The organism is Pseudomonas paraversuta, assembly GCF_904063065.1.
In the GTDB taxonomy this organism is placed as follows: domain Bacteria; phylum Pseudomonadota; class Gammaproteobacteria; order Pseudomonadales; family Pseudomonadaceae; genus Aquipseudomonas; species Aquipseudomonas paraversuta.
Genome location: NZ_CAJFCL010000004.1, coordinates 303,059 through 328,778 on the forward strand (window position 1 = coordinate 303,059; position 25,720 = coordinate 328,778).

The window sequence follows — 25,720 nt, forward strand, 5'->3', positions numbered from 1 at the left end:
CATGAACAACTGGCTGGACGAGATCAAATGGGACAGCGACGGCCTGGTGCCGGCGATTGCCCAGGACCATAAAACCGGGCGCGTTTTGATGATGGCCTGGATGAACCGCGAAGCCCTGAGCCTGACCGCCACCGAGAACCGTGCCATTTACTGGTCACGTTCCCGTGGCAAGCTGTGGCGCAAGGGTGAAGAGTCGGGCCACGTACAAAAGCTGCATGAAATGCGCCTGGACTGCGACGCTGACGTCATTATCCTGATGGTCGAACAAATCGGTGACATCGCCTGCCATACAGGTCGTCAGAGCTGCTTCTACCGCGTGTACGAAAACTCCGGATGGAAGACCGTCGATCCGGTGCTTAAAGACCCGCACGCCATTTATCACGCAGGACACTCCAATGACTGACACCTTGAGCCGCGTAGCCCGGGTACTCGAAGAGCGCAAAGGCGCCTCGCCGGACAGTTCGTATGTCGCCAGCCTGTACCACAAGGGTCTGAACAAGATTCTGGAGAAGGTCGGCGAAGAGTCGGTCGAAACCATCATCGCAGCCAAAGATGCGGCCATCAGCGGAGATTGCAGCGATGTCATCTACGAAACCGCCGATCTATGGTTCCACAGCATGATCATGCTCGCCCAGCTGGGTCAGCATCCTCAGGCCGTACTGGATGAACTGGAGCGTCGCATCGGTACCTCCGGCCACGTGGAAAAAGCCTCACGGCCATCCGCTTAAACTTTTTTGCAAGGAACTCATCATGGGCATTTTTGACTGGAAACACTGGGTCGTCATTCTGGTAGTTGTGGTCCTGGTCTTCGGCACCAAAAAACTGAAAAACCTGGGCACTGACGTGGGCGAATCGATCAAGGGCTTTCGCAAAGCCATGAACGACGACGAGAAGCCTGCCGAACCGGTAGTGCCGCCTGCACAGCCAACGGCCGCACCGCAGCCACACACCACTTCGACCCTCAACGAGCCGCACACCATTGACGTGCAGGCCCAGAAAGTCGAAGAGCCGACCCGCAAAGACGTGTGAGCCAAAAATAATGTTCGGTATCAGCTTCAGTGAACTGCTGCTCGTCGGCCTGGTGGCCCTGTTGGTGCTCGGCCCCGAGCGCCTGCCGGGAGCAGCACGCACGGCGGGGCTGTGGATCGGCCGCTTGAAACGCAGCTTCAATGCGATCAAACAGGAAGTTGAGCGTGAAATCGGCGCCGACGAAATTCGTCGGCAACTGCACAACGAGCACATCATGTCGATGGAAGAAGAAGCCAAGAAGATTCTGGCCCCGCTCCAGCCGCCTGTGCCGCCTGTGATGCCGACCGAGCCTTTGGCCGCACCTGCGCAGCCGGAGCCTGCAGAGCCGCCGGCCCCTGCTCCGGTCAGCCTGAGCAAGACCGAGTCCGGGCCTGCGCCTCAACCGGCAGTGCCACACGACCCTACCCTGCCACCGCGAGCCCCCTAAGCGCATGAGCGATAAGCCTGAACACGACCAGCCAATGCCGCTGGTTTCGCATCTGACCGAGCTGCGCACCCGCCTGCTGCGCTGCATCGCCGCGATTTTTCTGATCTTCATCGGGTTGTTCGCCTTCACCCAGCAGATCTACACCCTGGTTTCCACGCCATTGCGTGAATACCTGCCGGTGGGCGCCACGATGATCGCCACCGACGTGGCATCGCCGTTCCTCACACCGCTCAAGCTGACCATGATGGTGTCGCTGTTCATAGCGATCCCGGTGATCCTGCATCAGATCTGGGGCTTTATCGCCCCCGGCCTGTACAAGCACGAAAAGCGCATTGCCGTGCCGCTGCTGATCTCCAGCATCTTCCTGTTCTACGCCGGCATGGCGTTCGCCTATTTCCTGGTGTTCCCGCTGGTGTTCAAGTTCTTCGCCTCCGCGACACCGGAAGGCGTGGCCATGATGACCGACATCAGTAGCTACCTTGATTTCGTCATGACCCTGTTTTTTGCCTTTGGCGTAGCCTTTGAAATCCCGGTGGCAGTGGTGCTGCTGGTATGGATCGGAATTGTCGACGTCAAATACCTGCGCAAAATCCGGCCGTACGTGATTATCGGCTGCTTTGTAGTCGGCATGATCCTGACCCCGCCGGACATCTTCTCCCAGACCCTGCTGGCGATTCCGATGTGGATGCTGTTTGAAATCGGCATTCTGTTCGGCAGCCTGATCAGCAAAAACAAGCGTGACGATCACCCGGACGAACAGCCCGAGAACGACAGCAACGCCCAGCCGCCAGCACCGCAAGCGTGAACCTGCTGCTCCTCGAAGAGGCTGATTTCATTGCCGCCGATCGCGTGATCCTGCGCGATCGGCGCCTGACTCACATGCAGGAAGTGCACCGTGCGGCAGTGGGCGACAACCTGCGGGTCGGACGCATCGGCGGTTTAATGGGCAGCGCCGAACTGGTGCGCCTGGAGGCCAAAGAAGCCGAACTGGTTATCCACAACCTCGACCAGCCGCCGCCCGACAAACTGCCCCTGACCCTGTTACTGGCCCTGCCGCGCCCGAAGATGTTGCGCCGGGTCCTGCAGACAGTTGCCTCGATGGGCGTGCCCAGGGTGGTTCTGGTCAACAGTTACCGGGTCGAAAAAAGCTTTTGGCAGACCCCGTTTCTGGAGCCCGAAGCAATTCGCGAACAGCTGATTCTGGGGCTGGAGCAGTCCCGCGACAGCGTGCTGCCTGAAATCATCATCGAAAAACGTTTCAAGCCGTTTGTCGAAGACCGCCTGCCACAGCTGGTCGAAGGCACACTGGGCCTGGTTGGCCACCCCGGTGATTACCCCGCGTGCCCACGCGGCCTGGATCAAGCCGTGACCCTGGCTATCGGCCCGGAAGGCGGCTGGATTCCGTACGAAATCGACCTGCTGGCCAAAGCCGGCCTGCAACCGGTGCAACTCGGCGCGCGCATCCTGCGGGTCGAAACCGCCGTCACCGCCCTTCTCGCCCGGCTGTTCTGAGCCCTGCCACCTAGTCGCTGACTATGAGCGAGGCTGCGCCCCCCCCGGGGCCAGCTTCGCAGCCATCGCAGCCTCGTTCCTCGGCGACTACTAAGTTGCGCTGCGGGTTTGAGGCCTCGGTCACACATTCAACACCCCCCGCTTCAGTTCCCCTGCGCCACGCCGATGCCCTGATACCCGTGAAGAACGCAAAGCAATGGACGGCTTCCCGTCAGGCTGCTCGCGTCATAAAAGGAGTTTCATCATGTACCGTCAACTGGCCAGACTACTGGGCAATATCGGTGTTAATCGCAAGCTGGGCCTGGGATTTGGTCTGGTGCTGGTTTTAACAGTGCTGATAAGCGCAATCGGTTGGAAGGGTCTGGTTTCAGTGATCGACCGCGGTGACAAGCTGGCCAACATATCAAAGACCATCGAGCTGACCAAAGACCTGCGCATTGCACGTCTGGACTACGAGCGGGACAAGGGTGAAAAAGGCAACGCCGAGGTAAATGGCCAGTTGACCGCCCTGGACCAGACGCTGGACCTGTCGCGCCGCCAGCTCACCGATCCTGCGGAGCTGGCCCTGGTCGAGCAACAGCTCGCCGCGGTGGCCGAATACAAAAGCGCATTCGCCGACTCCGGGCTGGCCACTCAAGCACGTGAAGCCAACCGCGTACTGCTCGGCAGTACCGCCGACAGCGCCGTCGCCAGCGTTGCAGACATTGAGCAGACCTTGCTGCAAAGCGACAGCCTGGCGCAGTACAAGAGCGTCATCGAACTGCAAAAACTGCTTCAGCAAGCCAGGTTCCAGGTGCGTGGCTACACCTATAGCGCCAGCCCCGAGGCCGAGCAGCCCGCCCTGGATGCCATCGACCATGCGCTCAAAGAACTCGACAGCCTGCCCGCCAGGCTCCCCGACGAACATCTGAGCCACTTGCAGCAAGCCACGCTGGCCATGCAAAACTATCGGGCCGCCGTGACCGGCTTTCGCGATGCTCAAGTCGCCAGTGCCCGGGCGCTGACGCGCATGCAGCAGCAAGGCAGCACCCTGATCGATCTGAGCCAGAAGCTTTCGACCCTGCAAACCGAAAAACGCGACCAGGACAGCCAGCAGGCCGAGAACCTGCTCATAGGTTGTACATTACTGGCGCTGGTACTGGGCATCATTGCTGCCTGGGTTATTACCCGGCAGATCGTCATCCCGCTGCAGCGCACGCTCAAGACCGTTGAATGGATCGCCGCAGGCGACCTGAGCCATGACAACCCCACCGCTCGCCGCGACGAGCTGGGGCAATTGCAGCAAGCCGTGCAACGGATGACCGAAGGTCTGCGCGAACTGATCGGGGGCATCAGCGATGGCGTGACCCAGATTGCCAGCGCGGCCGAAGAACTCTCAGCCGTGACCGAACAGACCAGCGCCGGGGTCAACAGTCAGAAAGTCGAAACCGATCAAGTCGCTACCGCCATGCACGAAATGGCGGCAACGGTGCAGGAAGTGGCGCGCAATGCCGAAGAGGCCTCAGAAGCCGCTGTTGTTGCCGACCAGCAGTCCCGTGAAGGCGACAAAGTGGTCGGTGAAGCCATTGCCCAGATCGAGAAACTGGCGATTGAAGTGGGCCACTCCACCGAAGCCATGGATCATCTCAAGCGCGAAAGTGACAAGATCGGCAGCGTGCTCGATGTGATCAAGTCGGTGGCCCAGCAAACCAACCTGCTGGCGCTCAATGCCGCCATCGAGGCCGCCCGGGCCGGTGAGGCAGGCCGTGGCTTTGCGGTGGTAGCCGACGAGGTACGCAGCCTGGCGCAGCGCACGCAAAAATCCACGGAAGAGATCGAAGAGCTCATTGAAGGCCTGCAAAGCGGTACCCGGCAGGCCTCCAGCAGCATGGACAGCAGCCGTATCCTGACCGACAGCAGCGTTGAACTCACCCGTCGTGCAGGCGAAGCGCTGGGCAGCATCACCCGCACGGTGTCGACCATTCAGGGCATGAACCAACAGATTGCGGCGGCCGCCGAACAACAAAGCGCCGTAGCTGAAGAGATCAACCGCAGCGTGCTGAATGTGCGTGACGTGTCAGAGCAGACGGCAGCGGCAAGCGAAGAGACCGCGGCGTCCAGCGTTGAGCTGGCGCGCCTGGGTGCGCACCTGCAGGCGCTGGTGGCACGCTTCAAGGTCTGAAGTCTGATAACCCTGCAGGAGCGAGCCCCTGCAGGGCTGGGGTTTTACAGCACCTGACGCAGGAACGCCTGGGCCCGCAGGTCTTTGGGCGAGTTGAAGAAGTCTTCCGGGGCGGAATCCTCCAGCAGCTTGCCGTGATCAAAGAACAGCACGCGATTGGCCACTTCACGGGCAAAGCCCATCTCGTGGGTCACACAGACCATGGTCATGCCTTCACGGGCCAGGGTCTTCATCACGTCCAGCACTTCGCCGACCATTTCCGGGTCAAGCGCCGAAGTCGGCTCGTCGAACAGCATCACCTTGGGTTCCATCGCCAGGGCACGGGCAATCGCCACCCGTTGCTGCTGGCCGCCCGATAGCCGCGACGGGTACTCGTCAGCCTTCTGCCCGATCCCGACCTTCTCCAGCAGAGCCCGGGCCTTGGCCTCGCGCTCGACCTTGCCGCGCTTGCGCACGACCTTCTGCGCCAGACACAGGTTTTCGAGCACGGTCATGTGCGGGAACAGGTTGAAATGCTGGAACACCATGCCGACTTCACGGCGATAGGCGTTGACGTCAGTTTTCGGGTCGGCCAGGTCCAGGCCGTCGATGCTGACCGAACCGGAGTCGAACTCTTCCAGGCCGTTGAGGCAGCGTAGAAAGGTCGATTTACCTGAGCCCGAAGGCCCAATCACCACCAGCACTTCGCCTTTGGCCACTGTGGTGCTGACATTGTCTACCGCACGGACGACTTGCCCGCGGGTATCGAAGACTTTTACCAGTTCGCGAACTTCAATCACTTTGCGCAAGCCTCCGCTCAAGCCGGCTGGCCAAATGCGACAGCGGCAGGTTGATCAACAGGTACAGGCCCGCCACGCAGAACAGAATCTCGAACGGCGAAAACGAAGTGGTGATGACTTCACGGCCACTTTTAAGCAACTCGGTAATCGCAATCACCGACACCAGAGAGGTGTCTTTTACCAGACTGATAAATTGCCCGGCCAAGGGTGGCAGCACGCGCTTGAAGGCTTGTGGCAGAACCACGTGACGCATCGACTGGCTGGCATTGAGACCCAGCGAGCGCGCCGCTTCGTCTTGCCCGCGGGCTATGGATTGCACGCCCGAGCGGATGATTTCGGCCACATAGGCACCGGTAAACAGCGACAACGCGGCAATACCGGCAAACTCGCGGGACAGGTTGAGCACGGTGCCGATAAAGAAGTAAAAGATAAAAATCTGTACCAGCAGCGGCGTGCCACGAACCAGTTCCACATACAGGGTCGACAGATCGCGCAGGGTCGGGTTTTTCGACAACCGGCAGAGCCCGGTGGCCAGGCCGATCAGCAACCCCAGCACACCGGATACCAGTGACAGCCAGACGGTGGTCCACAAGCCCCAGAGCAGCGGGCCTGCCGCCCAATGACGATTGACCCCCACCACATCGCCTTCGGCAACATCGTCACCTTCGGCCAGTTGCAGGCTGTTGTCGGCCACGGTCAGACGCTGTTCGGCGCCATCGTCACCTTTCAACACCACTTCGGTATTGTCGCCCTTGCGCACCAGCTCAATCACGGTGGAGGTTTCGGCTGCCCGCTGGGCTTCTTCAGCCTGGTAGGCGAAGTACTGCGGGACTCGATTCCAGCGCCATTCGTAGGACATCAGCGAGGTGGCGTAGTACAGACCGCCCGCCAGACCGATGAGCACCAGCACGGTCAATACGTGCCAGGGCCACTGGGGTTTTTTTTGTTTGATCACTTTCAGGTTCCACGTTTTGTGTCGCTAGGGAGGCCGTCAATCGCGGGCAGGCTCGCTCCTGCAGGAGTTAACGCAAATGCTCGCGATTGAAGAGTCGGCCTTATTCCATGTCTTTGAGCCAGGCAGTGTCTTTGAACCACTTGTCATGGATGCGATCGTAGGTGCCGTCTTCGTGGATCTGGTGCAGGAAGTTGTTGATGTAGTTGATGCTGTCGTAGTCGCCTTTCTTCAGACCGAAGGCCAGCGGCTCGTAGGTGAATGGCTTGTCGAGGAACACCAGCTTGCCGTTACCGAACTTGTTGACGGCCACAACGTTGTACGGGGCGTCATAGATAAACGCATCGGCCTTGCCGTTTACCACGTCCAGTACCGCTTCCGGTTCGTTGTCATAGCCGTGGTACTGGGCTTTTGACATCAGTTTGCGGGCGACGATTTCACCCGTGGTGCCGATCTTCGAAGTCAGGCGGTATTGCGGGTCGTTGAGGTCTTTGTAGGACTTGACCTTGTCTTCCAGTTCTTTGCGAATCAGCAGGGTCTGGCCCACAACAATGAAGGGTTCGCTGAAATTGAGGCGCAGGTTGCGCTCCTGGGTCAGGGTCATGCCGCTGCCGATCATGTCGAACTTGTTGGTCATCAGGGCCGGGATGATGCCGTCATAGCCGGTGGACACCAGTTCCAGTTTGACGCCCATGGACTTGGCCATGGCTTTGAGCAGATCGACTTCGAAGCCAATGATCTGACCGCGTTTGTTAGTCATTTCGAACGGCATGTAGGTCGGGTCCATGCCCACTTTCAACGTACCGCGCTTGACCGCGTCCTCGATTGCGCCTGCATGAGCGGCGCTCACCGCCAGCAGTGCAGTGACACCGCACAGCAGTTTTGACAGAAACTTCTTCATCATCAACTCCCCTCGACCTGCTTATAAAGGTGTTGGCCAGCGGCGGGCTCGATTCAAAAAGCCAATAAAGCCGGGCACTCACCCATTCGGAGACGGATGCTAACTCACAGAAGGGTTATGAGACGAGTTTTACGATAGAAAAGCGCGACAGGCGGGGGGGGGCAGGCAGGTGTGATTTATAGCGGGTGATCTGTGTGGCAGCCGGCTTGCCGGCGATGCTATCGCGGGCAAGCCTGCTCCCGCAAAAGCAGGAGCAGGTTGCGCGCGTTAGATCATGCTGCCGGTTGCAGGGGCAGCAACGGCGCGTGAGGATCGGCCGCAACCGATTCACGCCAGGCGTTCAGCCAGTCTTCGTGGCCTTCGCTCCATACCAGCGCATGCAGGCGGCCCAGTGCAACCGGGTCGCTCAACAACGCCATGCGCTCGTTATTGTTCAGACCCTGAGGCCCGACCTTGAGAGCATGACGCACGCGCTCGGCCCGCAGCCATTCAATCGGCTCGGCGGCACGGTGACGCGAGGTCGCCAGGCCACAGGCCAGGGCGTTCTGCTGCGGATCAACCACGGCCCGGACAAAGCCGTCATGCAGCGCGCGGTAGCGGTTCTCGTGGGTGTACTCGGCGGTAGCCGACAACTCACGGGGCGGCGCGTATTCCTCAGGAATCAGGAACAGGCTTTCGTCACGGGACTTGAGGCCCAGCTTGACCCGGCTGGAAATCACCGACACCGGAATCGACAGCATCAGCGAACCGACAATCGGCACCAGCCACCACAGAAAGCTCGGATTCAACCACAGTACCAACCCGGCCCAGGCCGCACCCAGCAGGGTTTGCGGGCCATGCCGGCGAACGGCTTCGCTCCATGGGGTGGAGTCATCGTCGCGTTGTGGCGAGTTCCAGGTCGCAGCCCAGCCAAGGAACGCAGCCAGTACAAAGCGGGTGTGGAAGATCATGCGCACCGGTGCCAGCAGCATCGAGAACAGCATTTCCAGCAACATCGACAACGTGACCTTGAACTTGCCACCGAACTCTTTGGCGCCCTTGGCCCAGATCAGAATGATGCTGAGCAATTTAGGCAGGAACAGCAGCACGATGGTGGTCGAAAACAGCGCCACAGCCTTGTCCGGGTGCCATTGTGGCCACAGCGGATACAACTGGCGCGGTTCCATGAAGTACTGCGGTTCCATCAGCGTGTTGACCGCCAGCAAGGCCGTCGACAGCAACAGGAAGAAGAACCACAACGGTGCTGACAGATACGACATCACACCCGTCAGGAACACCGCGCGATGCACCGGGTGCATACCCTTGACCAGGAACAGGCGGAAGTTCATCAGGTTACCGTGGCACCAGCGACGGTCACGCTTGAGTTCGTCCAGCAGGTTTGGCGGCAGTTCTTCATAGCTGCCCGGCAAGTCGTAGGCAATCCATACGCCCCAACCGGCACGACGCATCAACGCGGCTTCAACGAAGTCGTGGGACAGGATCGCCCCCGCAAAAGCCCCTTTACCCGGCAGCGGCGCCAGGGCGCAGTGCTCGATAAAAGGTTTCATACGGATGATTGCGTTGTGGCCCCAGTAGTGGGATTCACCCAGCTGCCAGAAGTGCAAACCGGCGGTAAACAGCGGCCCGTATACCCGCGTCGCAAATTGCTGCATGCGTGCATACAGGGTATCCATACCCGACGCCCGTGGCGCGGTCTGGATGATGCCGGCGTCTGGCGTGGCTTCCATCAAGCGCACCAGGCTGGTCAGGCATTCGCCGCTCATGACGCTGTCGGCGTCGAGCACCACCATGTACTTGTAATCGCCGCCCCAGCGACGGCAGAAGTCGTCGAGGTTGCCGCTTTTACGTTTCACACGACGGCGCCGACGGCGATAGAAAATCCGCCCGAAGCCTTCTGTTTCGCGGCACACATCCAGCCAGGCCTGTTGTTCGGCAACACAGATATCAGGATCGTTACTGTCGCTGAGCACGAAGAAGTCGAAGCGATCCAGATCACCGGTGGCGGCGACCGACTCGTACGTAGCCCGCAGGCCCGCAAACACGCGGGTCACGTCTTCGTTACAGATCGGCATCACCAGCGCCGTACGCGCCTGCTCCGGGATCGGCTCATTGCCGGCACTTTTACCGGAAATGCGGTATTTGTCATGCCCGGTCAGCAATTCCAGAAAGCCCATCAAGGCCGTCCAGAAACCCGCCGAAACCCAGCAGAACAGAATTCCGAACAAGATCAGGATGCTGGTCTGCAAGGCATACGGCAGCACTTGCTGCGCGGTCTGCATCAATGGCTGGTGCAGCACTTCATCAAGGTCGACGAAGGCCCAGCCCTGATACGGCATGATCCCTTTCATGTACCAGCCGGCGACGATGGTCTGACCCAGCATCAGGACCAGCAGGATGTAACGGCGGATCGAACCCACCGTACGCCAGCGGGCCTTGGGCAGCACCCGCTCGTCGATTACCGGCTTGGGCGGATTGCTGCGCCCGGTCAAACGACGCCAGCCACGCACCAGAATATTGGTCCGCCACGGCTCGGGCACCACTTTGGTACGGCGAATCGGCGGTGTGGCCTTGAGCATCACCCGGCCGCTGGCGTCGAGGGCGAGCATTTCTGCTTCCTCGAGCTCAGCTGCCGAACTCAGGTTAAGCCGCGTGCCCACCGAAGCCTGGGCGGCCTCGGCAGCATCGATGTCCGATTGCGCCGACAAACGCGCGTGCAACTCGGCGAACGAGGTGCAGCTCGCCAGTTCGGCGCGCTGCTCATCGTTCAGTGGCAAGTGCGCCAGATACTCGCCGAGCGAGTCTGGCCGGGCTTGAGCGTTACTCATCGGCGGGCAACTGGTAGCTCCAGGTCTCGGTCAACACTTTCTCAGTCTTGACCGGTTCTGGCGTGGCCGGTGCAGCTTCGGCTTCAGGCGCCTTGGCGTTGTGCTCTTGCTTGTCCTTGACCTTGGCCGCAGCTTTTTCGGCTTTGGTGACAGGCGCTGCAGGTTTGGCCGCCGGGGTTTCTACATCCTGGACCAGTGCCGCACGCATTTCCGTGGCCTTGCTCGGGTCTTTGATTTTCATCCGCAGGGTCAGGCGCCAGCCTTTGGTCTCAGGGTTGTAACGTACGTTGTTTTCAACCAGGTCGGCATTGTCGCCGACACTGACCTGGCTACGCACAGGGGTATTTTCAGGCAGTTTTGCAAGCGACGGGCCTTCGAAATCGACCAGGTACGCCACGCTGCCGTCCGGCTGACGGATCAGGTTGGACTGCTTCACGTCACCAGTGGAACGCAAGGTCTGCTTGACCCACGCGCTGTCCGTCGGGTGCAGGGCAGCCTCATCCAGGGTCCAGTGCATGCGGTAGGCGAAATCAAACGGCTTGAGCGGCTCTGGCTGTGTTTCCGGGCTCCAGAACGCAACGATGTTGTCGTTGGTTTCGTCGGCAGTCGGAATTTCCACCAGGTTTACAGTGCCCTTGCCCCAATCACCCTGTGGCTCGATCCAGGCGCTCGGGCGCTTGTCGTAGCGGTCATCAAGGTCTTCGTAGTGGCTGAAGTCGCGACCACGTTGCAGCAAGCCAAAGCCCAGCGGGTTTTCAACCGAGAAGTTGCTCACCGACAGGTGTTTCGGGTTGTTCAGTGGACGCCAGATCCACTCGCCATTGCCGGCATGGATCGCCAGGCCCGACGAATCGTGCAGTTCGCGACGATAGTTGAGGACCTTGGACGGCTGGTTGGCGCCGAACAGGTACATGCTGGTCAGCGGAGCGATGCCCAGCTTGCCCACTTTGTCACGCAGGAACATTTGCGCCTTGACGTCCACCACTGTGTCCATGCCCGGACGCAGGGTAAAGCGGTAAGCACCGGTCGCACGCGGCGAGTCAAGCAAGGCGAAGATCACCAGATGCTTGTCGTTCGGCTTGGGCTTCTCGATCCAGAATTCGGTGAAACGCGGGAACTCTTCGCCCGATGGCAATGCAGTGTCGATTGCCATGCCACGCGCCGACAGACCATAGATCTGGTCTTTGCCCACTACGCGAAAGTAGCTCGCGCCGAGCATGGTCATGATTTCGTCCTGCTTGTCCGCCTTGTTGATCGGATACAGCACGCGGAAACCGGCCCAGCCGAGATTTTCGGTGGCCTTGGGGTCGAACTTGACGTCACCGAAGGAGAAACGGCTCGGGTCGTACTTGATCTCTTCGACCTTGGTGGCAGTCACTTCATTGATTTTCACCGGCGTGTCGAAATGCATGCCCTGGTGATAGAAGGACAACTTGAACGGGGTTTTATCCCCGGCCCACTGGGCTTTGTCGCGGTTGAACTGAATCTTTTGGTAGTCCGCGAACTTCATGTCACGGAACTCATTAGGCAAATTGCTGCGTGGCGCTTGGTATTTCTGTTCAGCCAGGGTCTTCGCCTCGGCCGCCACGTCATCCAGACTGAATGCCCACAGTTGACCCGCACCGAACAAGCAAAAGAGCGCAGAGCCCGTCACCAGTGCGTTGCGTAACCGCTTGGCAGACATTTTTGGTGCATTAATTGGACTAACAATCACGAGCAAACCTCGCCGAAAACAGATGATGAAACCAACGGCCAGCGATCTAAATGCCAGGTTGGCGAGCACTCTTCCGACAGCCAAAGGGATGAATGATTCCCCAAGACAGTAGGACAAGACTCTATGTAGCGCAGGATTATCTAGTAGGCCGCGTTACAACGCATCTAGTCTCAGCAAGTATTTATCGCTAAAACCCCCTGTTTTCGGACGAAAACGAGGTTTTTCGGGTTTTTATGTATGTAACAAAAATGTAACCGGGCCGTCGTTGACCAAATGCACCTGCATATCGGCTCCAAAGCGGCCCGATTCGACATTTGGATGCAGACGTTTGGCATCGTTTAACAGGTGATTGAACAGCGCCTCGGCCTGCGCAGGGGGCGCTGCCGTGGAGAAGCTCGGGCGCAGGCCGCTTTTGGTATCGGCCGCCAGGGTGAACTGCGAAACCAGCAGCAAACCGCCGCCGATATCGGCCAGCGACAGGTTCATTTTGCCCTCGGCATCACTGAACACCCGATAGTTGAGCAATTTGTGCAGCAACTTGGCGGCATTGGCTTCGGTGTCATCCGGCTCGACGGCGACCAGCACCAGCAAGCCCTGATCGATGGCACCGACAATTTCTCCGCCAACCTCTACCCGTGCGCTGCTGACCCGCTGTAACAGCCCCTTCATGCTTCGTCGGGCTGCAAGCGCAGCAGACGGCGGGCCATTTGCTCGGTGGCACGCACCAGCGCGTCAGTAATACCGGGTTCGGAGGCCACATGCCCGGCCTCCCGAATCACTTGCAGCTCGCTGTCGGGCCAGTTCTTGTGCAGCTCCCAGGCATTGTCCAGCGGGCAGATCATGTCGTAACGACCGTGCACTATTACACCCGGCAGGTGGGCAATCTTGTGCATGTCGCGGATCAGCTGGTTGGACTCCAGAAACGCATTGTTCATGAAGTAATGGCACTCGATCCGGGCAATCGACAGGGCCCGGTGCGGATCGCAGAAGCGGTCGACCACTTGCGGGTTGGGGCGCAAGGTAGCAGCACGCCCCTCCCAGGCCGCCCACGCCTTGGCCGCATGCATCTGGGCAATCTGGTCATTACCGGTCAGGCGCTTATGGAAAGCCGTCAGCAGGTCATGACGCTCTTCTTCGGGGATCGGCGCGACATACTCTTCCCAGTAATCCGGGAAAATCCGGCTGGCACCCGACTGATAGAACCATTCGATTTCTTGTGGGCGGGCCAGAAATATTCCGCGCAGGATCAGGCCCTGTACGCGTTCGGGATGGGTCTGCGCGTACGCCAGCGACAGGGTCGAGCCCCATGAGCCGCCAAACACCACCCACTGCTCGATACCCAGGTACAGACGGATGCGCTCCATATCTGTGACCAGATCCCAGGTGGTGTTGTTTTCGAGGCTGGCGTGAGGGGTCGAACGCCCGCAACCGCGCTGATCGAAGGTAATGATGCGGTACAGGTTGGGATCGAAATAGGAGCGGCTATTGGCATCGCAGCCCGACCCTGGCCCGCCGTGGACAAACAGCACCGGCAAGCCGTCCGGGGAGCCACTTTCATCAATGTAGAGCACATGCGGCTCGTCCACCGCCAGTTCATGCCGGGCGTAGGGTTTGATCTGCGGGAACAAGGTCTGCATTACGCACTCCATGTGGGGCTGAAAAAATGTTGCCGTCTGGCATCATAAACCCGATTGCTGGAATGAGCATGCGCAGATGAATACGCCGAAAAACTCGCAGCAGCGAGCTTTTCCATCCATTGGCAAGCTCGCTCCTGCAGGGTTCAGGTCAAGCGTAGCGCTGCTGGCCCCACTGGATAATCCGCGCCAGCAATTGCTTGAGCACTTCCTGAGTCGGCGCTGCCAGATCCTGGCGATATTTGAACGGCTCGAACTCTTCCAAGTAGGTGCTCTGCGCCAGCTCCAGCTGCACGGCGTGGATGTTATCCACAGGGCTACCGTAATGACGGGTGATGTGGCCGCCCTTGAAGCGCCCGTTCAGCACGTGACTGTAGGCCGGATGCTCGGCGCAGATCGCTTGCAGATCGCTGGCCAGGGCCGGGTCGCAACTGGCGCCATTGAAGGTCCCCAGGTTGAAGTCCGGCAGGCGACCGTCAAACAGGTGCGGCACCTGGGAGCGGATCGAGTGCGCGTCGAACAGCAGCGCATAGCCAAACTCATCCTTGAGGCGCTTGAGCTCCTGCTGCAAGGTCTGGTGGTAAGGCTTCCAGATGTGCTCCAGATAGGTCGCCCGCTCTGCCGCCGACGGCACCTGCCCCTCGCGAAACAAGGGTACTCCGTCGAACAGCGTGGCCGGGAACAGACCGGTGGTTGCCCCCACGTACATCGGCGCATCGTCTTCGGGGCGATTGAGGTCAATCACAAAGCGCGAATACTCGGCCGCCAGGGTGCTGGCCCCCAGATCGGCAGCAAAGTCGTAAAGCTGCGGGATATGCCAGTCGGTATCCGGCAGGCTTTGTGCTTCGGGAATCAGACCGGCTTTAACGGCCGGGGTCAGCTTCAGGCCGGCGTGGGGCATGCTGATCAGCAATGGCACGCGACCCTGTTTGAATGTCAGAACCTTATCCACAAGCGTTTCTCCTAAAGCTCAACGTCGGCGCCATTGCGCACGACGCGTTTATCCAGATCACCACCCAGCCAATAGGCCAGGTCTGCCGGCCGATCGATGTTCCAGGCCACAAAATCGGCCACTTTGCCCGGTTCCAGCGAACCGTGGGTCTGGCCCATGCCCAATGCCGTTGCAGCGTGCTGTGTAACCCCGGCCAGAGCTTCTTCAGGGGTCATGCGGAACAGGGTGCAGGCCATGTTCAGCATCAGGCGCAGCGACAGACCTGGCGACGTGCCGGGGTTGAGGTCGCTGGCGATGGCGATTTTAACCCCGTGTTTGCGCAAGGCATCCATGGGCGGCAGTTGAGTTTCGCGCAGGAAATAGAACGCACCCGGCAACAGCACCGCCACAGTGCCCGATTTGGCCATGGCGATGGCGTCGTCTTCGGTCATGAACTCCAGATGATCCGCCGACAGCGCCTGATAGCGTGCCGCCAGACTGGAACCGTGCAAGGACGACAGTTGCTCGGCATGCAGCTTGACCGGCAACTCCAGCGCCTGCGCCACCTTGAACACCCGCTCCACCTGTTCAGGGGAAAACGCCAGGTATTCGCAGAACGCATCCACCGCATCCACCAGCCCTTCAGCTGCCAGCGCCGGGAGCATTTCGCTGCAGATATGCTCGATGTAGTCATCAGCCCGGTCTTTGTATTCCGGCGGCAAGGCGTGGGCCGCCAGACAGGTGCTGCGCACCGTCACCGGCAACTCCTGGCCGAGGCGACGAATCACCCGCAGGATTTTGCGTTCGCTCTCAAGGCTCAGGCCGTAACCGGACTTGATCTCGACGCTGGTCACACCGTCTCGCAACAGACAGGTCAGACGCTGACGGGCACTGGCAAACAACTCATCTTCACTGGCAGCACGGGTCGCCCGCACGGTACTGGCAATGCCACCACCGGCGGCGGCGATTTCGGCATAGCTCACACCTTGCAGGCGCTGCTCGAACTCGCCGCTGCGGTTACCGCCAAAGACCGTATGCGTGTGGCAATCGATCAGCCCCGGGGTGACCCAGGCGCCTTGCAGTTCTTCGGTCCGGGCGTACTCGCCCACTGGCAATTGCAGACGCGGGCCGATCCACTCAATGAAACCCTCACGGGTCACGATGGCCGCATCCTCGATGATTGAGTACGTGCCATTGGCCATGGTCGCGACATTGCAGTGTTGCCACAGGGTTTTCATTCGCTCACTCCGTCAATGATCAAAAACTCAGGAAAGCTCGGGAGCTTCTTCAACCGCAGCGCCGGCAGCCGGTTTTACCCACAGCAGGTAAGCCACCACCAACAGCACAATCCAGACCGCACCCACCATCAACGCCGCCTGAGTTTCAGGGAAGTAGCCCAGCACGCCGAAGATAAACACCATGAACACGATGGCGGCAATGGGTGCATAGGGCCAGAACGGCACCGGAAACTTGAGCTCGGCCACTTGTTCACGGGTCATGGAGCGGCGCATGGCTACCTGGGTCACCAGAATCATCAACCATACCCACACGGTGGCGAAGGTCGCAATCGAGGCGATAACCAGGAAGATGTTTTCCGGGATCAGGTAGTTAAGCAGCACCCCGGCCAAAAGTGTGACCCCCATGACCAGAACGGTCATCCACGGCACACCGTGACGGGAGATTTTGGCAAAGCCTTTAGGCGCCTGCCCCTGCTGGGCCAGACCGAACATCATGCGGCCTGCGCCGAAGATGTCGCTGTTGATTGCCGACACGGCTGCCGAAATCACCACGATGTTGAGGATGGTAGCCGCCGAGCTGATGCCCAGGCTGTCGAAAATCTGCACAAACGGACTGCCCTGGCTGCCAATCTGGGTCCATGGGTAAATGGCCATCAGCACAAACAGGGTCAGCACGTAGAACAGCAAAATCCGCAACGGGACCGCGTTGATTGCCTTGGGAATGACGCGCTGCGGATCTTTGGCTTCGCCGGCAGTGATGCCGATAATTTCAATGCCGCCAAACGCAAACATCACCACTGCAAACGAAGCGATCAAACCGCCGATGCCGTTGGGCATAAAGCCGCCATAGGCCCAGAGATTGCTGATCCCGGTTGCGGCTGCGTCCGTGCTGGAGGTTCCGATGCCAAACAGCATGATGCCGAAACCGCCCAGAATCATTGCCACAATGGCGGCAACTTTGAGCAGCGACAGCCAGAACTCCATTTCACCGAAGACTTTGACGCTGCACAAATTCAACCCGCCGATCAGCAGCACGATGCCCAGCACCCAGATCCAGCGCGCCACTTCGGGAAACCAGAAGCCCATATAGATACCGAAGGCGGTGATATCGGCCAGACACACGATGATCATCTCGAAGGCATAGGTCCAGCCGAGGATAAAGCCGGACATCGGCCCCAGGTAGGTACTGGCGTAATGACCGAACGAGCCGGACACCGGATCGCGCACGGCCATTTCCCCCAGTGCGCGCATCACCATGAAGACCGCGGCGCCACCAATCAGGTACGCCAGCAGCACAGCAGGTCCAGCCATTTGGATGGCAGCGGCTGAACCATAAAAAAGACCCGTTCCGATCGCTGAACCCAGCGCCATAAAACGGATGTGACGGGCCGATAGCCCGCGCTTCAAACCTTGAGTTTGACTTTGCATTTCGCGTCCCTAGTTATTTTTGTCGGCGAAAACAGATACGCAGAGCGCTCAACGAGCGCTCTGCGTTTTTTGGGTTACAGGCTTGGAAGAACGTTGGCAGGCACCAGCTCATTCAGACAGCGCGAGGCCAGCAACTGCATGGCGGCTTCGATATCCGGGGCGAAGAAGCGGTCTTTTTCGTAGAACGCGACCTTGCTACGCAAAGTGGTACGGGCAATTTCAAGCTTGACCGAGGTTTTCAGGCCATCACGCAGATCAAGCCCCTGGCACGCCGCCAGCCACTCGACCGCCAGCACGCCACGGGTGTTCTCGGCCATTTCCCACAGACGCTTGCCTGCAGCCGGAGCCATCGAGACGTGGTCTTCCTGGTTGGCCGAGGTGGGAATGCTGTCGACGCTATGGGGATGGGCCAGTGCCTTGTTCTCGCTGGCCAGGGCCGCAGCCGTCACCTGAGCGATCATGAAGCCGGAGTTGACGCCGCCATTGGCCACCAGGAACGGCGGCAGTTGCGACATGTGCTTGTCCATCATCAACGAGATACGGCGCTCGCTCAGCGAACCGATTTCTGCAATGGCCAGGGCCATGTTGTCGGCCGCCATGGCAACCGGCTCGGCGTGGAAGTTGCCGCCCGAGATCACGTCACCCTGCTCGGCAAACACCAGCGGGTTGTCCGATACGGCGTTGGCTTCAATGCCCAGCACTTCGGCGGCCTGGCGGAACTGGGTCAGGCAGGCACCCATCACTTGCGGCTGGCAACGCAGGGAGTACGGGTCTTGCACCTTGTCGCAGTTTTTGTGCGACTCGGACACTTCGCTGCTGGTGCCCAGCAGATCACGGTAAATCGCAGCGGCGTCGATTTGCCCGCGCTGGCCACGTGCGGCATGAATGCGCGGGTCGAACGGCGAGCGCGAACCCAGTACTGCTTCCACCGTCAGGCCGCCGCAGGCCATGGCGGCAGCAAACAGGTCTTCACCTTCAAACAGGCCGCGCAGCGCGTAGGCAGTCGACACCTGAGTGCCGTTGAGCAAGGCCAGCCCTTCCTTGGCCGCCAGGGTCAGGGGCTCAAGGCCGGCCTGCTTCAAGGCCGCAACGGCATCCAGCCATTGACCTTTGTAGCGCGCCTTGCCTTCGCCCAGCAGCACCAGGGACATATGGGCCAAAGGCGCCAGATCGCCCGATGCACCCACCGAGCCTTTTAGCGGGATGTGCGGATAAACCTGGGCATTGATCAAGGCGATCAAGGCGTCGATCACTACGCGGCGAATACCGGAGAAACCACGGCTCAGGCTGTTGACCTTGAGCACCATGATCAGGCGCACCATGTCATCGCTCAACGGCTCGCCGATACCGGCCGCATGGGACAGCACCAGCGAACGCTGGAGGTTTTCCAGGTCTTCGCTGGCAATTTTTGTCGAAGCCAACAAACCAAAACCGGTATTGATGCCATAGGTGGTGCGGTTCTCGGCAAGGATTTGCTCGACGCAGGCCACGCTGGCATCAATCTGCGCCGAAGCGCTTTCGTCCAGACTGAGGGTTACCGGCTGCTGATAAATGTCACGCAGTTGGGCAAGGCTCAGTTGACCGGGGATCAGGTTTAAACGGTTCACATTAATGCTCCTTTGAAATTCTTGTTGGCTGCCAGTCACTGCGGGCTTTTTCAAATTGATGTTTGCAGGCTAAATCGTCGCCGGCACTACGGGCAGCACAGCTGCCGTATGGGCGGGCGCATGGGTTTGGGCCGGTAAAATCAGGTGCTCGGGAACCGGCCGCGCCCACTTCCTTGCAGCCCAGTAATACAGGGCTGCAGGCACGACCAGACCGATGATCCAGGAGATATCGGTGCCACCCAGGCTATCCACCAGCGGGCCGGTGTAAAAATGGGTCGACATAAAAGGCATTTGAATCAGCACGCCAAACACATAGACGCTCAAGCCAACCCGGTTCCAGCGGCCATATCGACCCTCGGGGTTGGACAGCGCCGGAATGTCGTAGCGTTCTTTGGTAATGCAGTAGAAATCCACCAGGTTGATCGCGCTCCAGGGCGTAAAAAACGCCAGCAGGAACAGGATAAAAGCGGAGAAATCCTTGAGGAACGAGTCTTTGCCCAACAGAGCCAGGGTGGTGGCCATGGCGACCATCACCAGGATGTAGAGCAGGCGCACGCCACCGGGAATCCGCCGGCTGCCGCGAAAGCCGCTGACGATGGTGGCGATGGACATGAAACTGCCGTAGGCATTGAGCGTGGTGATCGTCACCTTGCCGAAGGCCACGGCGAAATACAGCAACGCCGCCACAATGCCGGTGCCGCCCAGTCCGACAATGAACGACACTTCGTGGTGGGCAAATTGCGAGCCGGCCAGAGCGGCAGCCAGAACGCCGAACACCATGGCAATCTGGGCACCAATGACGGAACCCAGACTGATCGCCCAAAAGGTTTTGACCGGTGAAGTTTTGCTCGGCAGGTAGCGCGAGTAATCCGCCACATAGGGGCCAAACGCAATTTGCCACGAGGCGGACAGCGAGATCGCCAGCAAAAAGCTGCTGATGGAGAAATGCTTGTTGGCCAACAGCGCGCCAATGTCATTGCCGGCCAGCAGTTTGTAGAACAGATAGATGAAGGCAATCACCCCCAGCACACTGGCGATCCGGCCAATGCCGTGAATCACCCGGTAACCGAAGATGGTCAGGATCACGATAAAACCGGCAAAGGCGACAATGCCGATCCAGTCTTCAACATGCAGCAACTGGGCAATCGCTTGACCGGCCAGCAGCGAGCCGCTGGCCGAAAACCCGATATACATCAGGCACACCAGCACCAGCGGCACCACCGCGCCATACACCCCGAACTGCACACGGCTGGAGATCATCTGCGGCAAACCCAGTTGCGGACCCTGGGCACCGTGCAGCGCCATTACCGCGCCACCGAGCAATTGCCCGACAAACAGGCCGATCAGCGACCAGAACACATCGCCGCCCAGCACCACGGCCAGCGCGCCCGTCACAATCGCCGTGATCTGCAGGTTGGCTCCCAGCCACAAAGTGAATTGACTGATGAGCCGACCATGACGCTCGGACTCGGGAATGTAGTCGATCGAGCGTTTTTCGATCAGCGGTGTTGCGCCTGCACGATCATCATTAACAGCCATGTGCCCCACCTCAAATAAAGGAAAACGGGATGTGCTCTGAATTTGGCTCGCCAGCGATGCAAACACCTCACTGCATCAGTCATTGCGAGGTGCTCTGATCGCTGGCAAGCCAGCGCCCACATTTTTTGCTGCCAGCCGGATCAGCCGTTGATCATCGGCAGGTTCAGGCCCTGTTCGTTGGCGCAGTCGATGGCGATGTCGTAGCCGGCATCGGCATGGCGCATCACGCCGGTGGCCGGGTCGTTGTGCAACACGCGGGCAATGCGCTCAGCTGCTTCGTCGGTGCCATCACACACAATCACCATGCCCGAGTGCTGCGAGAAGCCCATGCCTACGCCGCCGCCGTGGTGCAGGGACACCCAGGTCGCGCCACTGGCGGTGTTGAGCAAGGCGTTGAGCAGTGGCCAGTCGGATACGGCATCCGAGCCATCTTTCATCGATTCGGTTTCGCGGTTCGGGCTCGACACTGAACCGGAGTCCAGGTGATCGCGGCCGATCACGATCGGCGCTTTCAGCTCGCCGCTACGCACCATTTCGTTGAACGCCAGGCCCAGCTTGGCGCGCTGGCCCAGGCCAACCCAGCAGATACGCGCCGGCAGACCCTGGAAGCTGATGCGTTCGCGTGCCATGTCCAGCCAGTTATGCAGATGCGCGTCGTCGGCGATCAGCTCTTTGACCTTGGCATCGGTCTTGTAGATGTCTTCTGCATCGCCAGACAGAGCAACCCAACGGAACGGGCCTACACCGCGGCAGAACAGTGGACGTATATAGGCCGGTACGAATCCCGGGAAGTCGAAGGCGTTTTCAACGCCGACTTCTTTGGCCATTTGACGAATGTTGTTGCCGTAGTCGAAGGTTGGAATGCCGGCCTTCTGGAACGCCAGCATGGCTTCCACGTGTTCGCCCATCGAAGCCTTGGCGGCTTTGACCACGGCAGCCGGATCGGTCACGGCGCGGTCGCGGTACTGTTCCCAGGTCCAGCCTTTTGGCAGGTAGCCATTGAGCGGATCGTGGGCGCTGGTCTGGTCGGTGACCATGTCCGGGCGCACACCACGACGGACCATTTCGGGCAGCAGTTCGGCAGCATTCCCGCACAGGGCTATGGAGATGGCCTTGCCTTCAGCGGTGTATTTCGCGATACGGACCAAGGCGTCGTCCAGGTCGACGGCTTGCTCGTCGACATAGCGGGTGGCCAGACGGAAGTCGATGCGGCTCTGCTGGCATTCGATGTTCAACGAGCAGGCACCCGCCAGGGTCGCGGCCAGTGGCTGCGCACCACCCATGCCGCCCAGGCCTGCGGTCAGTACCCACTTGCCTTTAAGGCTGCCGTTGTAATGCTGACGGCCGGCTTCGACGAAGGTTTCGTAGGTGCCTTGCACGATGCCCTGGCTGCCGATGTAGATCCAGCTGCCGGCGGTCATCTGGCCGTACATGGCCAGGCCTTTGGCGTCGAGTTCGTTGAAGTGTTCCCAGGTGGCCCAGTGCGGTACCAGGTTGGAGTTGGCGATCAGTACCCGCGGCGCGTTGCTGTGGGTCTTGAACACGCCGACCGGCTTGCCCGACTGCACCAGCAGGGTTTCGTCGTCGTTGAGGTTGGTCAGGCTTTCGACGATTTTGTCGTAGCACTCCCAGTTACGCGCTGCACGCCCAATACCGCCATATACCACCAGTTCGGTCGGGTTCTCGGCCACTTGCGGGTCGAGGTTGTTCATCAACATCCGCAGCGGAGCTTCGGTCATCCAGCTTTTGGCAGTGAGCTGGGTACCGCGGGCGGCGCGGATTTCACCATCACGATGACGGGTAAACGCAGCTGGCGATTTAGGGGTAGTTGAAGTCACGGGTAACTCCTCAGCGATGGGCAGATGCGTCGGGGACAAGAGGGTCGACGCACACTTATGTACTTGTACATACAAGCATATGCAAGTAAGCGGCCAAGGTGCGATATCAGCCCGTGAAATTTAAGTATTCGAAGCTGCAAGGCACGAAAATCAAGGCGATGAGGGATGAAGGATTTTTTTGCAGGGAGTAAAGGGCAAAGCGCAGGGATGTTACTGAAGCGGGGGTTTTGCGTCTTTTTGGGGCGTTCGGTAACAAGATGGGGCGCAGCAATGACTCAAACCTTGCAGGAGCGAGCTCTTGGTGGCCGCATTCAAGAGCTCGCGAGCAAGCTCGCTCCTACAGAGGCGTATGTGCGGCTTAGATCCCGCTCAACTCAATCACACAGCAGCGGCCGGTTACCGTGATTTCCAGCAGTTCACTGTTGTCGTTCAGCTGCAGGCAGTCATAACGCCCCAGATGTTGCTGCTGAGTGTTACCCGGGCAGACATGGACTTGCTCATCGACAGCGAAAACCAGCAGGGTCCGGGCCGAGCTGAAGAAACGCTGCGGTGTTACCGCGTCCAGCCACTGCAGGCGCGCACTGTAACTATCCGGGGCGTAGATCAGGTTGAAGTCGCGGATTGGTCCGTCAATCAAGGTGCAACTGACCGCGCTGTCACCTTTGAATGCATAGGCATCGAACGGCAACAGGGCCCGGGTGCTGGCGCCATCGACCTGCAGGTTCATGCCCGCGCCTTGCAGCACGCTGATAATTCGCTGATAGCCATCGAAGCGGGAAAATCCGCCCGACTCACCAATATCGGCAATCGACAGGCGCCAGCCGAAACCTTCAAGGCCTTCCCCGGCGTCACGGGTAATTTCTTCGGTGCTGCCGCCGCCGTTCTTCCACGGCATGCGCGGGTAATCAACAGCGCGTAAAACTTTCAATTCATTCATTTACTGAAGCGTCCTTCCAGGCGATGGCGGGAACCGGGGTGGATCAACCGGGCGGCGGTAACAGGCTGACGCCCGGACCAGGTGCGACGGCGGATCAGCAAGCAGGGTTCGCCGGGTTCGATTTGCAGCAGTTTGCACTCTTGGGAGTCAGCCAGAATCGCTTCGACAATGTGCTCACCCTCGGTCAGGGGTGCGACCTGGGACAGGTAGGCGTAGGGCGTTTGCAAAGTGAAGTCTTGCTTCAAGTAGTCCGGCGCCACCTGGGCATTGACGAAACGGTCCTCAATTTGCACGGCAATTTCGTTTTCGTAATGCACGATCAATGAGTGAAACACCTTCTGCCCTTCGCGCATGTCGAGCACGGCCGCGCGCTCTGAACCGGCAAGCTCTTCACCCAGGCTGATCACCTTGCAGGAGTGCCGGTGCCCGCGAGCGGCGATTTCATCGGCAATGTTATTCACTTCAAACAAGGCCGACTGGGTTTTGGGCTCGGCGACAAAGGTGCCGACACCTTGCATGCGCACCAGCAGGCCGTCGGCGGTCATTTCACGCAGCGCACGGTTGATGGTCATGCGGCTGAAGCCCAACTGGCTGACCAGTTCGCTTTCAGAGGGCACGCGGTAATGCGGAGGCCAGTTCCCGCTCTGGATTTGCTGGGTGATCATCTGCTTTACACGGACGTATAGCGGGGCCGGGCTATCGCCCATGTGGGCGGCCAGCGGGGACACGACAGGCGGAGTCGACACAGGCAATCCTTGTTTATGAGTTAGGGGCTTAGATTGCCGGAGTTTACCGAGCAGGCAAACGTCTGTATATGTATATACAAATAACAAACCATGGGATGCCGAACCAATGTCCGTCTTCTTTGCCGAGCGTGCGCTGTTACCTACAGGCTGGGCGACCAATGTCCGAATCGAGGTGGGTGCCGATGGCCGCCTGACCCGCATCCAGGCCAATGCCGACGCCCACGGCGCCGAACGCTTGAGTGGCCCGCTGCTGCCGGGCATGCCGAACCTGCACTCGCACGCGTTCCAGCGCGCCATGGCCGGGCTGGCCGAAGTCGCGGGCAATCCCGATGACAGTTTCTGGACCTGGCGCGACCTGATGTATCGGCTGGTCGGCAAAATCAGCCCCGAACAGCTCGGCGTCATTGCCCGGCAGCTGTATATAGAAATGCTCAAGGCCGGCTACACCTCGGTTGCCGAATTTCATTACGTTCACCATGACCTCACGGGCCAGCCCTATGCCAACCCGGCAGAGCTGGCACTGCGCATCAGCGAAGCGGCCCGTTCGAGCGGGATTGGCCTGACCCTGCTCCCTGTGCTGTACAGCCACGCCGGTTTCGGCGGCCAGGCGCCCAATGAGGGTCAGCGACGCTTTATCAACAGCACCGAGCAATACCTGCAACTTCAGCAACAGTTAAAGCCGCTGCTGGCACAACAACCGGCCCAGAACCTGGGCCTGTGTTTCCACTCGTTGCGCGCCGTGACCCCGCAACAGATCCACGATGTACTGGCTGCCAGCGACACCACCTGCCCGGTGCATATCCATATCGCCGAGCAGCAAAAGGAAGTCGACGACTGCCTGGTCTGGAGCGGCAAGCGCCCTATCCAGTGGCTGTATGACAACGTCGAGGTTGACCAGCGCTGGTGCCTGGTACACGCCACCCATGCCGATGCGGATGAAGTACGTCTGATGGCACAAAGCAAAGCGGTGGCTGGTTTGTGCCTGACCACTGAAGCCAACCTGGGTGACGGGATCTTTCCGGCGGTGGATTACCTGGCCCGGGGCGGTCGCCTGGGGATTGGCTCGGACAGCCACGTGTCATTGAGTGTGGTCGAAGAGTTGCGCTGGCTGGAATACGGCCAGCGCTTGCGTGACCAACGCCGCAACCGGCTGTATCGCAGCGATCAGCCCATGGTCGGGCGCACACTGTACGACGCGGCCCTGGCTGGCGGCGCCCAGGCGATGGGCCAGCCGGTAGCAGGTCTGGCCGTAGGCCAGCGCGCAGACTGGCTGGTACTCGACGGCAAAGACCCGTACCTGGCCACTGCCCAGGACGACGCCATTCTCAATCGCTGGTTGTTTGCCGGTGGCGACCGCCAGGTGCGCGACGTAATGGTGAATGGCCAGTGGGTGGTCCGCGACGGCCATCACGCCGATGAAGAAGCCAGCTGCCGCGACTTCACCCGGGTATTGCGCGAGCTGTTGGGCTGACGGAGCGAGGTTGCCTGTAGGAGCGAGCTTGCTCGCGAGCTCTTTCAACCG

22 protein-coding genes and 2 pseudogenes are annotated in these 25,720 nt (G+C 59.8%); 9 read left to right on the top strand and 15 right to left on the bottom strand.

Going from position 1 to position 25,720, the window contains the following annotated elements:
• The first annotated feature begins 1 nt into the window (after position 1).
• The 8 genes and pseudogenes from hisI to JQ845_RS23270 all read left to right on the top strand — a co-directional run.
• Positions 2 to 403, top strand: a complete 402-nt coding sequence (gene hisI / locus JQ845_RS10235; RefSeq protein ID WP_003438738.1) for a phosphoribosyl-AMP cyclohydrolase — start codon at positions 2 to 4, stop codon at positions 401 to 403.
• Complete coding sequence (locus JQ845_RS10240) at positions 396 to 728, top strand: phosphoribosyl-ATP diphosphatase (RefSeq protein ID WP_003438737.1); 333 nt, start codon at positions 396 to 398, stop codon at positions 726 to 728. The genes hisI and JQ845_RS10240 overlap by 8 nt, the downstream gene beginning before the upstream one ends.
• 22 nt (positions 729 to 750) lie before the next feature.
• A complete protein-coding gene (locus JQ845_RS10245) occupies positions 751 to 1,029 on the top strand; it encodes a twin-arginine translocase TatA/TatE family subunit (RefSeq protein WP_003438734.1) in 279 nt (92 codons plus the stop codon).
• A gap of 10 nt (positions 1,030 to 1,039) precedes the next feature.
• A complete protein-coding gene (gene tatB, locus JQ845_RS10250; RefSeq protein WP_203008954.1) occupies positions 1,040 to 1,456 on the top strand; it encodes a Sec-independent protein translocase protein TatB in 417 nt (138 codons plus the stop codon).
• A 4-nt stretch (positions 1,457 to 1,460) separates the two neighbouring features.
• Complete coding sequence (tatC, locus tag JQ845_RS10255) at positions 1,461 to 2,261, top strand: twin-arginine translocase subunit TatC (protein ID WP_161719275.1); 801 nt, start codon at positions 1,461 to 1,463, stop codon at positions 2,259 to 2,261.
• Complete coding sequence (locus JQ845_RS10260; RefSeq protein ID WP_010656296.1) at positions 2,258 to 2,968, top strand: 16S rRNA (uracil(1498)-N(3))-methyltransferase; 711 nt, start codon at positions 2,258 to 2,260, stop codon at positions 2,966 to 2,968. The genes tatC and JQ845_RS10260 overlap by 4 nt, the downstream gene beginning before the upstream one ends.
• Positions 2,969 to 3,212: 244 nt before the next feature.
• A pseudogene (locus JQ845_RS23265) lies at positions 3,213 to 4,274 on the top strand (methyl-accepting chemotaxis protein); the annotation flags it as partial.
• Between the two features lie 141 nt (positions 4,275 to 4,415).
• Positions 4,416 to 5,003: pseudogene (locus JQ845_RS23270) on the top strand (methyl-accepting chemotaxis protein); the annotation flags it as partial.
• A gap of 170 nt (positions 5,004 to 5,173) precedes the next feature.
• Here the strand turns inward: JQ845_RS23270 and JQ845_RS10270 are convergent.
• The 15 genes from JQ845_RS10270 to hutC form a co-directional block, all read right to left on the bottom strand.
• Positions 5,174 to 5,908, bottom strand: coding sequence for an amino acid ABC transporter ATP-binding protein (locus JQ845_RS10270; protein WP_203008999.1), 735 nt, complete (start codon positions 5,906 to 5,908; stop codon positions 5,174 to 5,176).
• Positions 5,901 to 6,860, bottom strand: coding sequence for an amino acid ABC transporter permease (locus tag JQ845_RS10275; protein ID WP_369826398.1), 960 nt, complete (start codon positions 6,858 to 6,860; stop codon positions 5,901 to 5,903). The genes JQ845_RS10270 and JQ845_RS10275 overlap by 8 nt, the downstream gene beginning before the upstream one ends.
• A gap of 103 nt (positions 6,861 to 6,963) precedes the next feature.
• Entirely contained in the window at positions 6,964 to 7,761 is a 798-nt protein-coding gene (locus JQ845_RS10280; protein WP_003438717.1) for a transporter substrate-binding domain-containing protein, read from the bottom strand.
• Positions 7,762 to 8,033: 272 nt separating this feature from the next.
• Positions 8,034 to 10,586, bottom strand: a complete 2,553-nt coding sequence (mdoH, locus tag JQ845_RS10285) for a glucans biosynthesis glucosyltransferase MdoH (protein ID WP_003438715.1) — start codon at positions 10,584 to 10,586, stop codon at positions 8,034 to 8,036.
• Positions 10,579 to 12,300 carry a glucan biosynthesis protein G gene (locus JQ845_RS10290; RefSeq protein ID WP_010656299.1) on the bottom strand — a complete coding sequence of 574 codons (1,722 nt, stop codon included), beginning with the start codon at positions 12,298 to 12,300 and terminating at the stop codon, positions 10,579 to 10,581. The genes mdoH and JQ845_RS10290 overlap by 8 nt, the downstream gene beginning before the upstream one ends.
• 231 nt (positions 12,301 to 12,531) lie before the next feature.
• Positions 12,532 to 12,969, bottom strand: coding sequence for a D-aminoacyl-tRNA deacylase (gene dtd / locus JQ845_RS10295; protein ID WP_003438709.1), 438 nt, complete (start codon positions 12,967 to 12,969; stop codon positions 12,532 to 12,534).
• Positions 12,966 to 13,937, bottom strand: a complete 972-nt coding sequence (gene pip / locus JQ845_RS10300) for a prolyl aminopeptidase (RefSeq protein WP_003438707.1) — start codon at positions 13,935 to 13,937, stop codon at positions 12,966 to 12,968. The genes dtd and pip overlap by 4 nt, the downstream gene beginning before the upstream one ends.
• A gap of 148 nt (positions 13,938 to 14,085) precedes the next feature.
• Positions 14,086 to 14,886: an N-formylglutamate deformylase gene (gene hutG, locus JQ845_RS10305; protein ID WP_203008955.1), complete on the bottom strand. Its 801-nt coding sequence runs from the start codon at positions 14,884 to 14,886 to the stop codon at positions 14,086 to 14,088.
• Between the two features lie 11 nt (positions 14,887 to 14,897).
• Positions 14,898 to 16,103 (bottom strand): imidazolonepropionase, encoded by a 1,206-nt coding sequence (hutI, locus tag JQ845_RS10310; RefSeq protein WP_003438703.1) that lies wholly within the window; start codon positions 16,101 to 16,103, stop codon positions 14,898 to 14,900.
• 27 nt (positions 16,104 to 16,130) lie between these two features.
• On the bottom strand, positions 16,131 to 17,531 hold the full coding sequence (locus JQ845_RS10315) for an amino acid permease (protein ID WP_010656302.1): 1,401 nt from the start codon (positions 17,529 to 17,531) through the stop codon (positions 16,131 to 16,133).
• A gap of 74 nt (positions 17,532 to 17,605) precedes the next feature.
• On the bottom strand, positions 17,606 to 19,138 hold the full coding sequence (gene hutH, locus JQ845_RS10320; RefSeq protein WP_003438698.1) for a histidine ammonia-lyase: 1,533 nt from the start codon (positions 19,136 to 19,138) through the stop codon (positions 17,606 to 17,608).
• 69 nt (positions 19,139 to 19,207) lie between these two features.
• Complete coding sequence (locus tag JQ845_RS10325; RefSeq protein WP_160626352.1) at positions 19,208 to 20,677, bottom strand: purine-cytosine permease family protein; 1,470 nt, start codon at positions 20,675 to 20,677, stop codon at positions 19,208 to 19,210.
• A 140-nt stretch (positions 20,678 to 20,817) separates the two neighbouring features.
• Entirely contained in the window at positions 20,818 to 22,515 is a 1,698-nt protein-coding gene (hutU, locus tag JQ845_RS10330) for a urocanate hydratase (RefSeq protein ID WP_060781838.1), read from the bottom strand.
• 358 nt (positions 22,516 to 22,873) lie between these two features.
• Entirely contained in the window at positions 22,874 to 23,452 is a 579-nt protein-coding gene (locus JQ845_RS10335; protein WP_203008956.1) for a HutD/Ves family protein, read from the bottom strand.
• Entirely contained in the window at positions 23,449 to 24,159 is a 711-nt protein-coding gene (gene hutC, locus JQ845_RS10340; RefSeq protein WP_203009000.1) for a histidine utilization repressor, read from the bottom strand. The genes JQ845_RS10335 and hutC overlap by 4 nt, the downstream gene beginning before the upstream one ends.
• A gap of 145 nt (positions 24,160 to 24,304) precedes the next feature.
• Between hutC and JQ845_RS10345 the strand changes: the two genes are divergently transcribed.
• Entirely contained in the window at positions 24,305 to 25,669 is a 1,365-nt protein-coding gene (locus tag JQ845_RS10345) for a formimidoylglutamate deiminase (protein WP_161719265.1), read from the top strand.
• Positions 25,670 to 25,720 lie beyond the last annotated feature (51 nt).

Coding starts and splice junctions, on each gene's coding strand:
- hisI (WP_003438738.1), top strand. CDS start 2: ATGAACAACTGGCTGGACGAGATCAAATGGGACAGCGACGGCCTGGTG.
- JQ845_RS10240 (WP_003438737.1), top strand. CDS start 396: ATGACTGACACCTTGAGCCGCGTAGCCCGGGTACTCGAAGAGCGCAAA.
- JQ845_RS10245 (WP_003438734.1), top strand. CDS start 751: ATGGGCATTTTTGACTGGAAACACTGGGTCGTCATTCTGGTAGTTGTG.
- tatB (WP_203008954.1), top strand. CDS start 1,040: ATGTTCGGTATCAGCTTCAGTGAACTGCTGCTCGTCGGCCTGGTGGCC.
- tatC (WP_161719275.1), top strand. CDS start 1,461: ATGAGCGATAAGCCTGAACACGACCAGCCAATGCCGCTGGTTTCGCAT.
- JQ845_RS10280 (WP_003438717.1), bottom strand. CDS start 7,761: ATGAAGAAGTTTCTGTCAAAACTGCTGTGCGGTGTCACTGCACTGCTG.
- mdoH (WP_003438715.1), bottom strand. CDS start 10,586: ATGAGTAACGCTCAAGCCCGGCCAGACTCGCTCGGCGAGTATCTGGCG.
- dtd (WP_003438709.1), bottom strand. CDS start 12,969: ATGAAGGGGCTGTTACAGCGGGTCAGCAGCGCACGGGTAGAGGTTGGC.
- pip (WP_003438707.1), bottom strand. CDS start 13,937: ATGCAGACCTTGTTCCCGCAGATCAAACCCTACGCCCGGCATGAACTG.
- hutI (WP_003438703.1), bottom strand. CDS start 16,103: ATGAAAACCCTGTGGCAACACTGCAATGTCGCGACCATGGCCAATGGC.
- JQ845_RS10315 (WP_010656302.1), bottom strand. CDS start 17,531: ATGCAAAGTCAAACTCAAGGTTTGAAGCGCGGGCTATCGGCCCGTCAC.
- JQ845_RS10325 (WP_160626352.1), bottom strand. CDS start 20,677: ATGGCTGTTAATGATGATCGTGCAGGCGCAACACCGCTGATCGAAAAA.
- JQ845_RS10335 (WP_203008956.1), bottom strand. CDS start 23,452: ATGAATGAATTGAAAGTTTTACGCGCTGTTGATTACCCGCGCATGCCG.
- hutC (WP_203009000.1), bottom strand. CDS start 24,159: ATGGGCGATAGCCCGGCCCCGCTATACGTCCGTGTAAAGCAGATGATC.
- JQ845_RS10345 (WP_161719265.1), top strand. CDS start 24,305: ATGTCCGTCTTCTTTGCCGAGCGTGCGCTGTTACCTACAGGCTGGGCG.